This is a genomic window from Macrococcus hajekii (assembly GCF_004359505.1).
Classification (GTDB): Bacteria; Bacillota; Bacilli; order Staphylococcales; family Staphylococcaceae; genus Macrococcus; species Macrococcus hajekii.
In genome coordinates, this window is record NZ_SCWE01000001.1 from 654,337 (window position 1) to 671,432 (window position 17,096).

Annotated in this window: 14 protein-coding genes; all 14 read right to left on the reverse strand. The window is 41.9% G+C overall.

The window, feature by feature from the left end; translation table 11 throughout:
- Positions 1-72: 72 nt before the first annotated feature.
- The 14 genes from infB to tsf all read right to left on the reverse strand — a co-directional run bounded on the left by infB (position 73) and on the right by tsf (position 16,999).
- Entirely contained in the window at positions 73-2,223 is a 2,151-nt protein-coding gene (infB, locus tag ERX37_RS03530; RefSeq protein WP_133429256.1) for a translation initiation factor IF-2, read from the reverse strand.
- Positions 2,220-2,549, reverse strand: a complete 330-nt coding sequence (locus tag ERX37_RS03535; protein WP_133429257.1) for a YlxQ family RNA-binding protein — start codon at positions 2,547-2,549, stop codon at positions 2,220-2,222. Before ERX37_RS03535 ends, infB begins: the two co-directional genes overlap by 4 nt.
- Positions 2,546-2,830, reverse strand: coding sequence for an RNase P modulator RnpM (rnpM, locus tag ERX37_RS03540; protein WP_133429258.1), 285 nt, complete (start codon positions 2,828-2,830; stop codon positions 2,546-2,548). Before rnpM ends, ERX37_RS03535 begins: the two co-directional genes overlap by 4 nt.
- A 12-nt stretch (positions 2,831-2,842) precedes the next feature.
- Complete coding sequence (gene nusA, locus ERX37_RS03545; RefSeq protein ID WP_133429259.1) at positions 2,843-3,904, reverse strand: transcription termination factor NusA; 1,062 nt, start codon at positions 3,902-3,904, stop codon at positions 2,843-2,845.
- A 16-nt stretch (positions 3,905-3,920) separates the two neighbouring features.
- Positions 3,921-4,388, reverse strand: a complete 468-nt coding sequence (gene rimP, locus ERX37_RS03550) for a ribosome maturation factor RimP (protein WP_133429260.1) — start codon at positions 4,386-4,388, stop codon at positions 3,921-3,923.
- 113 nt (positions 4,389-4,501) lie between these two features.
- Positions 4,502-8,809, reverse strand: coding sequence for a PolC-type DNA polymerase III (locus ERX37_RS03555; protein WP_373282919.1), 4,308 nt, complete (start codon positions 8,807-8,809; stop codon positions 4,502-4,504).
- Between the two features lie 79 nt (positions 8,810-8,888).
- Positions 8,889-10,592 (reverse strand): proline--tRNA ligase, encoded by a 1,704-nt coding sequence (locus ERX37_RS03560; RefSeq protein WP_133429261.1) that lies wholly within the window; start codon positions 10,590-10,592, stop codon positions 8,889-8,891.
- 15 nt (positions 10,593-10,607) lie between these two features.
- The gene (gene rseP, locus ERX37_RS11535; RefSeq protein ID WP_133429262.1) at positions 10,608-11,888 is read right to left on the reverse strand and encodes an RIP metalloprotease RseP; all 1,281 of its coding nucleotides are present in this window, start codon (positions 11,886-11,888) and stop codon (positions 10,608-10,610) included.
- 3 nt (positions 11,889-11,891) lie between these two features.
- Complete coding sequence (gene dxr / locus ERX37_RS11540) at positions 11,892-13,022, reverse strand: 1-deoxy-D-xylulose-5-phosphate reductoisomerase (RefSeq protein WP_133429263.1); 1,131 nt, start codon at positions 13,020-13,022, stop codon at positions 11,892-11,894.
- 8 nt (positions 13,023-13,030) lie between these two features.
- Positions 13,031-13,819 (reverse strand): phosphatidate cytidylyltransferase, encoded by a 789-nt coding sequence (locus tag ERX37_RS03575; protein ID WP_133429264.1) that lies wholly within the window; start codon positions 13,817-13,819, stop codon positions 13,031-13,033.
- Positions 13,819-14,562, reverse strand: coding sequence for an isoprenyl transferase (locus ERX37_RS03580; RefSeq protein ID WP_133429265.1), 744 nt, complete (start codon positions 14,560-14,562; stop codon positions 13,819-13,821). Before ERX37_RS03580 ends, ERX37_RS03575 begins: the two co-directional genes overlap by 1 nt.
- Before the next feature lie 111 nt (positions 14,563-14,673).
- Positions 14,674-15,231 (reverse strand): ribosome recycling factor, encoded by a 558-nt coding sequence (gene frr / locus ERX37_RS03585; protein ID WP_133429266.1) that lies wholly within the window; start codon positions 15,229-15,231, stop codon positions 14,674-14,676.
- Between the two features lie 16 nt (positions 15,232-15,247).
- Positions 15,248-15,967: a UMP kinase gene (gene pyrH, locus ERX37_RS03590; RefSeq protein WP_133429267.1), complete on the reverse strand. Its 720-nt coding sequence runs from the start codon at positions 15,965-15,967 to the stop codon at positions 15,248-15,250.
- A 150-nt stretch (positions 15,968-16,117) separates the two neighbouring features.
- Positions 16,118-16,999, reverse strand: coding sequence for a translation elongation factor Ts (gene tsf, locus ERX37_RS03595; RefSeq protein ID WP_133429268.1), 882 nt, complete (start codon positions 16,997-16,999; stop codon positions 16,118-16,120).
- Positions 17,000-17,096: the final 97 nt, after the last annotated feature.

Below are 17,096 nucleotides of genomic sequence, written 5' to 3' on the forward strand. Positions count from 1 at the left end.
ACTAATTGGAAAATTCTAGTTGGTGAAGTCTCCGCTTCTTTCACAACTAAAGAATGGCTTAATGAAGCGGTTTTATACGCGTTTAATTTCTTCCATTACGAATGCTTCGAAGATATCGCCTTCTTTAATATCATTGAATTTCTCAATGGTGATACCACATTCATAACCTTGTGCTACTTCCTTGACATCATCTTTAAAGCGACGGAGTGCATCGACTTCACCTTCGTAGACTACAATACCATCACGGATGATACGGACGCTAGCGTCACGAGTGATTTTACCTTCAGTCACATATGAACCTGCCACTGTACCGACTTTAGAGATGTTGATAGTCTGACGGACTTCTGCTTGTCCGATGACTTTCTCTTCGAATTCAGGATCAAGCATCCCTTTCATCGCGAATTCAATCTCTTCAATCACTTTATAGATGATGCGGTGTAGACGCATATCTACTTTTTCAGCTTCTGCTGCACGTTTTGCATTGATATCAGGACGGACATTAAATCCGATGATGATACCGTTCGATGCTGATGCGAGTGTTACGTCTGATTCGTTGATTGCCCCTACTGCTGTATGGATGATACGAACGTTAACGCCTTCTACGTCGATTTTCATGAGTGATGCAGCAAGTGCTTCTACTGAACCTTGTACATCCCCTTTAATAATGACGTTCAAGTCTTTCATTTCGCCTTGTTTCATCTGTTCGAACAGATTATCAAGTGAAACTTTCTGACTTTCCTGACGTTGTGCCATAATATTCTGCTGTTGACGTGCTTCACCGATACGGCGTGCTTTCTTCTCATCTTTAAAGACAACGAAGCGGTCACCCGCAAGCGGTACGTCCTGCAGTCCTGTAATTTCCACAGGTGTAGATGGTCCAGCTGTCTTAATACGTTTACCTAAGTCATTGACCATTGCACGGACACGTCCAAATGTATTCCCGACAACGATTGAGTCACCGATTTCAAGTGTTCCGTCCTGTACAAGAAGTGAGGCTGCTGGTCCACGTGATTTATCAAGTTCAGCCTCGATAACAGTTCCGAGTGCTGTACGTTTAGGATTTGCTTTTAACTCTTCTACTTCTGTAACAAGCTGAATCATTTCGAGCAGATTATCGATTCCGTCTCCTGTCAATGCAGACAGTTGAACGAAGATCGTGTCACCGCCCCAGTCTTCAGGGTAAAGACCATGCTCACCCAGTTCCTGCATCACGCGGTCTGGATTAGCTGTCGGTTTGTCGACTTTATTTACTGCAACGATAATCGGTACTTCTGCTGCTTTGGCATGGTTGATCGCTTCAACAGTCTGCGGCATTACACCATCATCAGCTGCAACAACAAGGATTGTGATATCTGTTACTTGAGCACCACGTGCACGCATAGTTGTGAAGGCTGCGTGACCTGGCGTATCAAGGAAAGTGATTTTCTTGCCTTCATTAACGATCTGATAAGCACCGATATGCTGAGTGATACCGCCTGCTTCACCCGCTGTTACGCGTGTGTTACGGATCGAGTCAAGCAACGTTGTTTTACCATGGTCAACGTGTCCCATAATAGTGACAACGGGTGGACGTTCTTCTTTGTCTTCCTCGTTAGCGTCCACATCTTCAAAGTAAGTCTCAAGATCTGTTGCATCAATGATGACTTCAAGTTCAGCTTCAACACCGTACTCATCACAGATCAGTTCAATCGCTTCTTCAGTCAGCGCCTGGTTAATATTCGCCATAATACCGACCATAAATAAGTTTTTAACAATTTCAGCTGCATCTTTATTAAGTTTATCAGCCAGGTCACCTACAGTGATACCTTCAGTATAAGTGATTTTTGATGGTGTTTCCTTAACAACTGGTGCTGGTGGAGGCGTCTGAACTTTTGGTCCTTTACCTTTCTTACCTTTACCTTTTTGTCCTGGACGGTTATTGCCGCCTGTCCCCGGTTTATTGTTATTATTACGGTTGTTTGGACGGTTTTGAGCCGGTCTATTGTTGTTCTGCGCAGGTTTATTTTGAGCCGGTTTATTCTGTCCAGGTTTATCAGCTGCTTTTGTCTCTTCTTTTTTAGGCTGATCTTTTTTGAAGATTTTATCGAGATCAGTGATCTCTTTATCTTCCAATGTCTTCATGTGAGTCGTCACTGTGATACCCATTTTCTGAAGCTCATCAATAATATCTTTACTTCTTTTGCCTACTTCTTTTGCATATTCATAAATTCTTTGTTTACTCATAGGTTCTCTCCTTCATCACTTTCATGAATCATATCCTTCAGCTTCTTCGCAAAGCCTGAATCAAGCACACCGATGATGACTCTTTCATCCTTACCGATCGCCCATCCTAGTTCATGTCTCGTACCAAAAGGCAGACATTTCACATTGTAGGATTGACATTTATTCATGATATTTTTTTGTGTATTTGCGGAAGCATCTTTAGATAAAATCACTAATCTGACTTTACCCTTTCTCACTTCATTAATAACCAGTTCTTCACCTGTTACAAGCTTACGCGCACGCATGGCAAGCCCGAGCAGATTTAAAATTCTGTCCTGCAGCGTCATTTCGGAATCATCGAACGATAAACCAGTCGAATCAGTTCATCATATATCGGATTCAATGTCTCTGTATCAGACTCGAAGAAATTCTCGAGCTTTTTCTTTTTGCGCGCTGCTTCAATCACTGATAAATCCATTGATACGTATGCGCCTCGTCCATTCGCTTTACCTGTCGGATCAACTGCGATATCGCCTTCTTTGGAACGGACGACACGCAGCATCTCACGCTTCGGTTTCATGTCCTGGCTTAAGATACATTTACGCATGGGAATTTTTTTCTGTTTCATAAAACTTCCCCCTTATTGTACTGGATAGATGCCTGCTTCTTTTGCGTCAGTTTCACTTTTAATATCGATTTTCCAGCCTGTCAGTTTTGCAGCAAGACGTGCATTTTGACCGCGTTTACCAATAGCAAGTGAAAGCTGATAGTCAGGAACGATGACTGTAGTTGATTGATTTTCCTCGTTGACGAGCACATCAACGACTTGTGAAGGACTTAATGCATTTTTCACATATGTTTTTGGATCTGCACTCCATTCAACGATATCAATCTTTTCACCGCCCAGCTCATCAACTACTGCGCCAACACGTGCGCCTTTAGCCCCCACACAAGCACCGACAGCATCGATATCTTCATTATCTGAATGAACGCTAATTTTAGAGCGGTCTCCTGCTTCACGTGCTACTGATTTAACGACAACTGAACCATCAAAAATTTCAGGTACTTCTTGTTCAAACAGACGTTTCAGCAGTCCTGGATGACTTCTTGATACGAAAATCTGAGGACCTTTAGTCGTCTGTTCAACTTTATTGACATAGACTTTAATGCGTTCTGTCGGACGATAGACATCGTTCGGGCTACGCTCTGCTTCAGATAATACCGCTTCAGTTTTACCGAGTGTCACATAGACATAGCGATGATCGACACGGTCAATGATACCTGTCATGATGTCATCTTCTTTATCGATAAATTCATTATAGAGAATACCACGCTCAGCATCACGAAGTCGCTGCATAACAGCTTGTTTTGCTGCCTGTGCACTGACACGACCGAAGTCTGATGGTGTGACATTCTCTTCGAAAATATCACCGATTTCATAAGCGGGGTTTGTTTCAAGAGCCAGTTCAAGTGAAACTTCCTCACGAGGATTTTCCACTTCTTCTACAACATCCTTACGTGAATAAACTGCATAGCTGCCGTTATCCATATTCAGTTCAACGCGGACATTATTCGCACTGTTATAATTTTTCTTATAAGCTGTGATGAGTGCTGCTTCGATGGTCTCAATCAGCACTTCGCGCGGAATATTCTTCTCTTTTTCAAGAAAATCAATCGCATTTAATAATTCATTGTTTTTCATTTGTTTCCTCCGTTAATTAAAGAATGACTGCACGTCTGATCTTCGCTATTTTTTTGCGTGGCAGTTCAATTTCCTTTGTGCGTGTTTTGATTCTGACCGACATTGTAACTGTTTCATCATCGTATTTCACGAGTTCACCCAGCCACTCTTTATCGCCACCGATTTCTTCGTAAAGTTTGACGTAAATAGCCTGTCCAACTGCTGCTGCATAATCTGCTTCTTTTTTGAGCGGACGTTCAGCACCAGGAGACGATACATCCATAAAGTAAGGTTCTGCAATCGGATCTTCTTTATCCATCACTTCACTGATATGCTCACTTGCAAGTGCACAATCTGAAATATCAATGCCACCCTCTTTATCAATCGCAATGCGAAGATAATAATCTGGACCTTCCTTCACGTATTCAACGTCAACAAGTTCAAATCCAAGGTCTTTAACAATCGGTTCTACAATCTCTTCAACACGTTCTGTAATTTTGCTCATATATGCCTCCTTAATGTGACAAGAAGAAAAGAGCGGGAATCCCCACTCTTTTCGTCAATAGAGTATTTTGTTAAGCATAATCATTATATCATAAGACGCAAATTGCATCAATTCTATAAGTCAAAGATACTGAGCTGCGCCTTATCTGGCATATTCTCAAGCGTGCCAAGCGTCGTTAAATAATCGATAATTTTCTGCGATACGCCCGCTTTTTTGTTCAGTTCCTCTTTGGACAGGAAAGGACCTTCTTCGCGTGCTGCTACGATACGTCTCGCAACGTTCTCACCAAGTCCAGGGACGGCGATGAATGGTGGTATTAATGTATCACCTTCAATGATAAAGTCAAAAGCCGTACTCTTTTCTAATGATACCGGCTGCATGCGGAAACCACGCTGCGCCATCTCGTTCGTCAGTTCGAGTACAGTAAGGACATCCTTTTCTTTCTTCTGCAGATCATGGAAACGGGAATAGTAATCCTTCACCGTCGCTTTAATCGTATGCTTATCTTTTGTCATCGTAATAAGGTCGAAGTCAGAGGCACGCACTGTAAAGTAACTTGCATAATAATAAAGGGGATGATGCACTTTGAAATAAGCAATTCTCAGCGCCATCATGACGTAAGCACTCGCATGGGCTTTCGGGAACATGTATTTGATTTTCTTACATGATTCCAGGTACCATTCAGGAACATTATTCTCCCGCATTGCTTCTTCAAAATCTTCAGTCAGTCCTTTACCTTTACGGACGGACTCCATAATTTTAAAGGCAAGTGAGGGTTCAAGCCCTGCGTACATTAAGTAAACCATGATATCATCCCGACAGCCGATAACGCCTGACAGGTCACATGTACCTGTACGGATGAGTTCCTGCGCGTTCCCGAGCCAGACATCCGTTCCGTGGGACAGACCAGATATTTGGATCAGCTCTGAGAATGTCGAAGGCTTTGTATCTTCAAGCATCTGACGAACGAAACCTGTACCGAACTCCGGTACCCCGAACGTACCTGTCTTACACATAATATCTTCCTCAGTCACACCCAGACTTTCAGGGCCGGAGAAAATCTTCATCGTTTCTTTATCATCCAAGGGGATGGTCTTAGGGTCAATTCCGGACAAATCCTGCAGCATCCGGATCATCGTCGGATCATCATGTCCGAGAATATCAAGTTTCAGCAGATTATCATGGATCGAGTGGAAATCAAAGTGAGTCGTTTTCCAGCTGGAGTTCTGATCGTCCGCCGGGAACTGAATCGGTGTGAAATCATAGATGTCCATATTTTCAGGCACTACGATAATACCACCCGGGTGCTGTCCCGTTGTTCGTTTTACGCCTGTACATGCTTTAACAAGTCGATCCACTTCGGCCCCGCGCTTATGCATACTGTTGTCATTCAAGTAACCTTTCACATAACCGAACGCTGTCTTCTCTGCCACTGTACCGATTGTTCCGGCACGGAATACCTTGTCTTCACCGAACAGCACTTTCGTGTAATTGTGCGCATTCGGCTGATATTCACCACTGAAGTTCAAGTCGATATCCGGCACTTTATCTCCTTTAAAGCCGAGGAACGTCTCAAACGGAATATCCTGTCCTTCTTTAATAAAAGGAACATCACATTTATCACACTTTTTATCCGGCAAGTCATAACCACTTGACACAGAACCATCATTAAAGAAATGACTCTCGCTACAGCTCGGACAGATATAATGAGGCGGTAACGGATTCACTTCTGTGATTTCAGTCATTGTTGCGACGAAACTTGAGCCGACAGAGCCCCTTGAACCGACTAGATATCCATCATCCAGAGACTTTTTAACCAGTTTCTGTGAAATCAGATAGATAACGGCAAATCCATTACCGATAATACTGGCCAGTTCTTTCTCCAGTCGAGCCACTACTATCTCCGGTAAATCTTCACCATATAGTTTACGTGCATTGGCGTAGGACATCTCGCGAATCTCTTCATTGGCTCCTTCAATGGACGGGGTATAGAGTTCATCTCTGATCGGTACTACTTTTTCGATACGGTCAGCCAGTGCATTCGTATTCTTGATGACAATCTCGTAAGCTTTCTCTTCCCCGAGGAACATAAAGTCATCCATCATCTCATCAGTCGTTCTGAAATGAGCATCAGGGAAACCACTTTTATTCAGTGGATTACCCGGCATACTGGCAACAAGAATCTCACGTGCAATCTTATCGTGCGGATGAAGGTAATGTGCATTTCCAGTTGCAATGACAGGTTTACCCAGTTTCTCACCGACATCTATAATGCGGTGATAGATTTCTTCCAGTGTCTCATTATCACGGATCAGGTCACGGGCGAGCAGGTGCTGATACAGTGCTTTCGGCTGCACTTCAATATAGTCATAAAACTGTGCAACCTTCTCAACCTCTGTCTGATCCTTGTTCATGACTGCTGTAAAGATTTCACCGTTGTCACATGCACTGCCGACAAGAATTCCTTCCCGGTTCTCTGCAAGCAATGACCGTGTGATGCGGGGTGTTCGGTAGTAGTAATGAACGAGCGATTCAGACACAATCTTGAATAAGTTCTTCAGACCTGTCTGATTCTGTACGATTAACGTCACATGCATCGGACGTGCCCGTTTGTAGGCATCCTGATTGGAGAGGTTTTTATCAATCTCCTGGTGATTGGTGACACCACGCTCTTCCATCTGTTTCAGCATCTTAATGAAAATATGTGCAGTCGTCTCAGCATCATAAATCGCTCTATGATGCTGGGTCAGTTCGACACCATATTTTTTTGCCAGAAAGTTGAGACCATGTTTACCGAGCTCTGTATTAATGGTACGGGACAGTTCAAGTGTATCAATGACACCATTGTCACTGGCACCAAGTCCAAGACGATCATATCCTGTATCAATAAAGCCCATATCAAAGCTTGCATTATGCGCCACATAAATGGCATCGCCTGCCCAGTCCTTGAACTTCGGCAGTACTTCTTCAATAGGCGGCGCATCTACCAGCATATCATCGGTAATACCTGTCAGTTGTTTAATTGTCTCATTCAACCGTTCACCCGGGTTACTGAAACTTTCAAACTTATCGATGATTTCACCGTCTTTTACTTTAACCGCGGCAAGTTCAATGATTTTATCGTACTGAGAACTAAGCCCTGTCGTCTCAACGTCAAATACCACATAACTGCTCGAACTCAGCTCACGGTCTATCGGGTGATACGTAATCGGCACACCTTCATCTACCAGCATGCCTTCCAGCCCATATATCATCTTGACGCCGTGCTTCTCGGCTGCTGCATGAGCATCGGGATAAGCCTGCACGACATTATGGTCTGTGATGGCAATGGCATGATGTCCCCACTGAGCGGCCTGTTCGACATATTTACCGATATGCGTAATACCATCCATCTGACTCATATTGGAATGCAGATGGAATTCGACCCGCTTCTCTTCTGATTTATCTTTGCGAGGTGCTTTCTTGATTTCGTGAATATCATTAATCATCATGACGAGATCACGGATAAACGTATCCTCTTCAATTTTCCCTTGTGCTCTCACCCATTTACCAGGTGTCAATGCTTTGAAATGTTCAAGGTCATTTTTAGTCTGACGATTACGACTGAACATTTTAAGTGTTAATGAATCCGTGTAGTCCGTTATCTTTAACTGCAGAATATAACGGCCACTCTTCAGTTCCTTAATCTCGGAATCAAAAATAACCCCTTCAATCGCAACTTTAAATTCTTCTTCAACAATTGAAGAAATCGGCTTAATCGACTCTATATTGATGTCTTTACCGATAGACGCGTGTGTAACGACATCGCTCTCTTCTTCACTGCGTTGCTTCTGCATCTCTGCGACACGTTCGCGCGTCTGAATGGCACTCGTTGTGTCCTCCTCCTGAATCGTCGCTTCAAGAGACTCCAGCTCACGTTGCTGCTCTTCATCATTTGTCTCGAACATAATCTTGTCAAAAGTAAATCCTGCTTTTTTAAATGCTTTCAGCAGAGAACCATTACAAGCTTTCTCAAGATGGTGCTGTTCTACTTCATTGTTGACAATGAATTTGATGATATCTCCAGAAAATACATACTTTTTCGCCTTCAGCTGAGATTTCAGACTTGGACTTAAAGTCGTCTGGTCCACACAGTAGCGAATATAATCCTGCACTTTCTCGAGTTTATCTGACTGGTCAGATGCAGTAATGAAAAAATCAACATCTGCAATATGACCAAATGCGTTTTTGATCCCATTCGCAAACATCATGTAGACATCAGCAGGAAATATACGGGGACTATTGATATAAAAACACCATACCCGCTCCTTCTCAGAAATATCAAGTCGTTCCAGCGTACACCCATTAAGTTCTGACGGAAAAACATCTGTCATCTTCAGTTGCGACAGCAGTATACTGAACTTTTCTTCTTTATCTATCACGCCACGACCACCTTTATAAAATGAAAAAGTAACGCGCGAAAATGCGCATTACTTATGTTTGTTCTATTATACCAAATTTTTAAGCTAAGTCGCTGTATAATGTTTCGATTTTAGCTGTCAGTTCAGAAACAGGCACTTCAAATTTCTCACCTGTTGCACGGACCTTCACTTCGACAATACCTTCTGCCGCTTGTTTGCCCACGACTATACGAAGCGGTACACCGATTAAATCAGCATCATTAAATTTCACGCCCGCGCGTTCCTGACGATCATCATAAAGAACCTGATAGTGAGCCGAGAAATCAGCATATAGCTGATCTGCCAGCTCTTTTTGTACTTCCTGCTTCGGATTGACTGAGATAACGTGAACATCATACGGTGCAATAGACTTCGGCCAGATAATACCGTTGTCGTCATGATGCTGCTCAATAACAGCACTGAGTGTACGGGAAACACCGATACCGTAACAGCCCATGATCATCGGCTGTGCTTTACCTTGTTCATCAAGGAATGTTGCTTTCATAGCTTGAGAATATTTTGTACCTAATTTAAAGACTTGGCCCACTTCGATACCTTCAGCAAATTTGACGGGACCACTACCGTCCGCAGCAGGTTCACCTTCCATAATAAATCTGAAATCACCATATTCTTTAACGGTGAAATCACGGCCGGCATTCGCATTGATATAATGGTAGTTCGTCTCGTTCGCTCCGACAGCGAGATTATTAATATCCTGAACTGCGTTGTCCGCATAGATTTCAATCTTATCGACACCCACTGGACCAAGCGAACCTGGTTTGGCGTTCATAATACCTTCAATCTCTGCTTCAGAGGCCATTTCAACGACTTCTGTTCCAAAATAAGATTTTACTTTAACATCATTTAGTTCATGATGACCACGAATTAAAAACATGACGAAACGGTCATCCACTTTAATAATCATAGACTTAACGATTTCATCCAGTTGCTTTCCAAGTGTGTCTGCCAGCTGCTGCGCCGTCTTAACGCCTGGTGTATGGACTTTCTCGAGAGCCGCTTCTTCTGTATGCTGTACATTCGGCGTATAGACCACTTCCGCTTTTTCAATGTTCGCTGCATAATCACTGCCATCTGTATAAGCGATTGTATCTTCACCAATTTCAGCAAGTGCCATAAATTCGTGCGTATGACTACCACCTATCGCGCCACTGTCCGCAATAACCGGACGGAACTTCAGATTAACACGGTTATAGATGTTGCTATAAGCTCTGTACATATCCTGATAAGTAGCATCCAGTGATTCCTCTGTTGCATGGAAGCTATAAGCATCCTTCATAATAAATTCACGGCCGCGCAGCAGACCAAAACGTGGACGCTTCTCATCCCTGAATTTATTCTGAATCTGGAATAAAGTAACAGGCAATTTCTTATAAGACTTCAGCTCATCACGGACAAGTGAAGTAATAATTTCCTCATGCGTTGGTCCTAATGCAAACTCACGACCATGACGGTCAGTCATACGCATCAGTTCAGCACCATAACTTGGCCAGCGGCCACTTTCCTGCCACAGTTCTGACGGCTGAAGCGCAGGCATTAGAATCTCGACGCTATCGATTGCTTCCATCTCTTCGCGGACAATCGCTTCTATCTTATTGAGGACACGTTTAGCAATAGGCAGATAGCTATACACACCACTTGCTACTTGTTTAATCATACCTGCCTTCAGCAAGAGCTGATGACTTTTAGATTCCGCATCATTCGGTACTTCACGTAATGTCGGAATAAACATTTTTGATTGTTTCATTTCTTTTCCTCCTAATTAATTAAAGAAATATCGCTGGATATCATTCCATGTCACCATAATCATGACGAAGAATAAGAAAATTGCACCGGCTGTAATAATGGCGACTTCAGCTTTTTTATTAACAGGCTTTCTGAAAATCGCTTCATAAAGAACAAAAAGAATACGACCACCATCAAGTGCAGGAATAGGTAGTAAATTCATCAGACCTAAATTGACAGAGAGCATTGCTGCCCAGTTCAGAAGAGCGATAATACCTAATGATGCTACTTTCTCGGTATTTTTATAAATACCGACTGGACCATTAAGCATATCAAAGCTGAAACCACCCGTGAAGATGCTCGTAAATAATCCAACAATCAGTGAAAAGATAAATGTTGAATAATATAAGAAGGTTTTAAAACCTGCAATAAATGGTTCCGTTAAAGAAAATGTCTTCTCTGGATACAAACCAAACTGATAGGACATCTCTGTTTTATTCTTTGCCACTTGAATCTCCTGAGCATCCGGTTTAATATTAATCACTTTTTCCTGACCATCACGCTCAATTGTCATTGCATACGTTTTATCTTTACTTTTTTCCAGTATATCCTTTAAATCAGAAAACTTATTCACCTTATCATTATCCAGCTGCTTGATCGTATCACCGTTTTGCAGACCTGCACGGGCTGCTGGAGAATCGTCCATCACTTTATCTACAGTCGTCGTCGGTGTACCTGCCATGAAAGCCACAATAATACACAGGACTAACGCTAAAATAAAGTTGAAGAGCGGTCCTGCAAATAAAGTCAGAAACTTAGGTAATGGTTTTTTATTTTTAAACTGACGATGGCGAGGTGCTATCTGAACTAAATCGCCTTCTCTGACGAAGTATGCATCGTCAGCTAGCATATAACGGACTCGCTCATTCGTATATTTGTCGATACCTTGAATAAACAGTTCATCTTCAAAATCACTTTCTTCTACTTCCAGCTGTTCAATCTGTCTGAACTGGTGCTGATCATCCAGAATGACATGTGTTACTTCTCCTGCTTCATTCCTTTTAACACTGATGACCTGTCCTGCTGTAAGAGGGTTCTGTTCCATGCCGCTTCCCGCCATCATGACATACCCACCGACAGGCAGCAGTCGAATCGTATAAAGTGTTTCATTGCGTTTATATGAGAATATTTTAGGCCCCATGCCGATTGCAAACTCAGGACACATAATACCCGCTCGTTTAGCGAATAACAGATGTCCAAATTCATGGACCGTGACTAAGAGACCAAAGACGAATATAAAAGCTATAATTCCAAGCATCTGTTATACCTCATATTGACGCGACTTATAGTCTGCATCTACTTTCAAGATGGTTTCAAGATCAGGATTCTGTATAACATCATGATTTCGCATTTCACGTTCAATCAGCCGTTCAATATCCAGGAAGCTGATCTCACCGTTTAAAAACTTCGCGACTGCCACTTCGTTGACGGCATTCATCACCACTGGCATCGTGCCGCCTATTTTAATAGCATCATATGCGAATTTAAGACACTTGAAGCGTTCAAGGTCCATTTCTTTAAAATGCATCGTGCCTAGTTTCGCAAGATTCAATCTCTCACCTTCACGCGGCAGTCGTTCCGGATAACTGAATGCATATAGAATCGGCATCCTCATATCAGGTGTTCCAAGCTGCGCGATAACACTTGTATCATTAAATTCGACCATCGAGTGAATAACACTCTCTCTATGTAAAATAGTTTCAATCTTCTCAACAGGTAAATCAAACAGCCACTTCGCTTCAATGACTTCAAGTCCCTTATTCATCATCGTAGCTGAATCAATAGTAATTTTCTGTCCCATTGACCAGTTCGGATGATTAAGTGCATCTTCAAGTGTAACCTCTTCAAGTTCTGCACGACTTAAATCACGGAATGAGCCACCGCTTGCTGTGATAATGATTTTCTCAATCGTTTGAGGGTCTTCTCCGTTCAGGCACTGATAAATAGCTGAATGCTCTGAATCAACTGGCAGTATATTGACTCCATGTTCCTTTGCTTTTTGCATCACCAGTTCACCGGCCACTACTAATGTCTCCTTGTTAGCGAGCGCAATATCAATGCCCTGCTCAATGGCATGTAGTGTAGGTCTAAGTCCGACACTCCCCAAGATGGAGTTGAGCAGCATATCATTTTCCTTATACCCTGCCACCGCAAGAAGCCCTTCATCACCATCAACTACTTCAACATCAAATTCTGTCAGTTTTTCAGCATCTGCTGCATTTTGAACTGATACGATTTTAGGACTGAATTCTTTAATAATTTCTTTTGCCTGTTCTATATTTCGGCCGACTGAGAAACTGACCAGCTGATACTGATCGGTATGCTGACGGATAATATCTAATCCTTGCATACCAACTGAACCACTCGCACCTAAAATTCCTATTTTTTTCATGTCATCACCTAACTCTGAAAGTTAATTAAAAAGATATTCATCAAGGGTAGTACAAAAATAAAGCTGTCAAATCTATCAAGGATACCCCCGTGCCCAGGCAACAATGTTCCTGAGTCTTTAACACCGAAATTTCGCTTCAGTGCTGATTCAACTAGATCACCGAGTTGTCCAGCTACGCTGAGCAGCCATGTGACAATAATCAGCATAACGAATCCAACTGGCATATTATAATACATCGCGAATACTATCGCTACGATTGTGCTGCTGGCAATGCCGCCTATAAAACCTTCAATCGTCTTATTGGGACTGATTTCCGGCCACAGTTTATTCTTACCGAATAAACGTCCGAATATATAGGCGCCCGTATCTGTCGACCAGACGATGAGCAGTGCAAAGAGCAGATAATGCAGCCCATGATGGCGTGTCTCATAAAAGTACATGAAGCCGATACCGACATAGGCAACAGCAAGCATACAGAAAGCTGCATCAACAAATGAGAATCTGTTTTTCGAGATAACAGTATGGCTGAGGAGTATCAGACTGATAATAATCAGAAATGGCACCTGAAAATCACTTTCAACAATTTTACTGCGTTCAGGGGACATGATTAAGCACAGAGCTGACAGGCTGATAAGACCGGGTAGTGAATAGAGTTTAATGCGTCTCATATTCAGCACTTCCTTTAGTGCCACTATCGCCAGAAGATAAGCCAGTACGAGTACTGGCAGTCCTCCGTAAATGACGATCGGTAAAAAGACAGCCATGGCAAGAATAGCTGTGATTGTTCTGGTTTTCATTATACCCCTCCAAATCTACGTTGTCTGGACTGGTAAATTTGAATGGATTCATCTAAATCTGATGGTTCAAAATCCGGCCACAGTTTTTTATGGAAAACAAATTCACTGTATGATGTCTGCCATAACATAAAATTACTTAAACGTTCTTCACCGGACGTACGAATCAGCAGATCCGGATCCGGATAATTTTTTGTGAAAAGTGATTGACTGAAGCGTTCTTCATCAATATCATCCAGGCTGATGTCATTTGACTTATAGGCAGCTGCTAACAGCTGAACGGCAGCCACAATCTCCTTACGGCCACCATAGTTCAGTGCAAAAATCAATTTCATCCCTGTATTGTCTTTAGTCGCATCCTGTACTTGATACAATGCTTCCTTCGTATGGTCAGGCAGCTGCTCAATAAAACCGATCGATTCTACTTTTATATTATTTTTCATCAAATCAGGTAGAAATGATGCTAAAAAATCAACCGGTAACTTCATCAAGTAATTCACTTCGTCTTTTGGACGTGACCAGTTCTCAGTTGAAAATGCATAGACTGTTAAATATTTGACGCCGATCTGACTCGCATGTGAAGTAATTTTTTTAACCGTCTGCATACCTTGGTAATGCCCCTTCACTCGCGGCATTTTTTTATTTTTAGCCCATCTCCCGTTGCCGTCCATGATGATTGCAATATGTTCAGGTATCACTTCATGACTGACAGATTGAGAAGTTTTTTTCTTAAATATTTTAAACATAACGTCCTCCAGCTTTAATACTAATCTACATTCTATCATATCTATAGCTCTATTTAACCACAAAAAAAGAGCCGATGTCTCACATTAAGTGAAATCATCGGCTTAAAGCTATTAAACAGCCATTATGTCGTTCTCTTTTGTCGCTGTTAATTCATCAATTTTTTTGATGTAATCATTTGTTAAGTCCTGAACATCTTCTGTATAGCCACGCAGTTCATCTTCAGACATTTCGCCTGCTTTTTCCGCTTTTTTAAGATCGTCATTAGCATCACGACGAATGTTACGGATAGCTACTTTAGCATTTTCTGCTTCTTTTTTAGCATCTTTCACTAAGTCTTTACGACGTTCTTCTGTCAGCGCTGGTACTGTAATACGGATCACTGTACCGTCAGAAGTTGGATTGACTCCTAGATTAGCCATATTAATCGCTTTTAAAATATCATCGATTGATGTTTTATCATAAGGTGTTACGACGATCATTCTTGCTTCTGGTACAGAAATACCGGCAAGCTGTTGAACTGGCGTATCTGCTCCGTAATAGTTAACAGTTACACGGTCAAGTAAATTTGCATTGGCATTACCTGCACGGATGCCGGCAAATTCACGTGTCAGACTGTCGATACTTTTAGACATTTTGTCTTTGGCTTCATTAATAATTGCTGTTGTCATTGAAATTACTCCTCACTTATTTAGTAATTGTTGTTCCGATTTCTTCACCCACGATAGCACGCTTAATGTTGCCATCTTCCATAATTGAGAATACCACGAGCGGGATATCGTTGTCCATACAGAACGAGCTTGCTGTTGAGTCCATGACTTGCAGACCTTCCTGCAGCATCTGGATGTAAGTCAGCTTTTCATATTTTTTTGCAGACGGATCGAGTTTAGGATCGGCAGAATAAACACCATCCACATTATTTTTACCCATTAGAATAACATCTGCTTCCATTTCAGCTGCACGAAGTGCAGCAGTCGTATCAGTAGAGAAATAAGGGTTACCGATTCCAGCTGCAAATATAACAACACGGCCTTTCTGCAGATGACGGATAGCACGACGTCTGATGTATGGCTCAGCAACTTGCTGCATTTCAATTGAAGTCAGTACGCGTGTATCACAATCTAATTGCTCGAGACTGTCCTGTAGCGCAAGCGAGTTCATCACTGTTGCAAGCATCCCCATATAATCGGCAGTTCCACGGTCCATACCCAGGTCGCTACCTGTTTTACCACGCCATATATTGCCGCCACCCACGATGACTGCAATCTCACAGTCCATCTTTGCAACTTCAGCCACTTGTTTGGCAATATTTTTAATAATGACAGGATTAATACCGAAACCAGTATCTCCTGCTAAAGCTTCTCCACTTAATTTCAGTACTACACGTCTATATTTAGATGTATCCATTTAATTCCGCCCTTTCAGACTTTGATTTTAATTCTTCTTTAATGAAAGAAGCGCACAAACTATATGTATTATATCAGTTAATAACTGATATGTTAATGCTTAAAAAAAGACACGAATCATCATGCCTGAATCATCGTGTCTGATGTGCTATTATTTATTGATTTGACCCATAACTTCATCAGCGAAGTTATCTTGACGTTTTTCGATACCTTCCCCAACTTCGAAACGAACGAATGAAGTTAAAGTACCACCTTTTGATTTAAGGAACTCAGCAACAGTTTGATCAGGGTTTTTAACGAATGGCTGATCTACTGCACAGATTTCTTCAAGATATTTACGAAGACGACCTTCAACCATTTTCTCAACGATATTTTCAGGTTTACCTTCATTTAATGCTTGTTGTTTAAGAATATCTTTTTCGTGATCAAGTTCATCAGCAGATACTTGCTCACGTGATACGAATTTAGGGTTGAGTGCTGCGATGTGCATCGCTACATCTTTAGCAGCTTCAGCGTCTGTAGAGTTTTCAACTACAGCAAGAACGCCGATACGGCCGCCCATGTGTAAGTACTCACCGAAAGCATCTGCATCAGTTTTAGTTGCTAATGCAAAACGACGTAAAGTTAATTTTTCACCGATTGTAGAAATCGCTTCGTGCATTTTAGTTTCAACTGTGTTGCCATCTTTCATAGTAGATGCCATTAATGCATCAACGTCAGCTGGTTTGTTTTCAAGAATATGATCAGCCATTTCTTTAACTAAAGCTTGGAAACCTTCATTACGTGCAACGAAGTCAGTTTCAGAGTTTAATTCTAAAAGAACTGCATCGTTACCTTTTGATGCAACATAAGTTGTACCTTCAGCAGCGATACGGTCAGCTTTTTTAGCTGCTTTCGCAATACCTTTTTCACGTAAGTAATCTACTGCTGCATCGATATCGCCGTTTGTTTCAGTTAATGCTTTTTTGCAGTCCATCATACCTGCGCCAGTTCTTTCGCGTAATTGTTTAACTAATTGAGCTGTGATTGCCATGAATAATTCCTCCAAATAAAAGATATGTTGCTCACTCATTTATCATACTAAATTGTAAGATAAAAGGCGAAATATTTACATGATTTCTTTAAAAAAG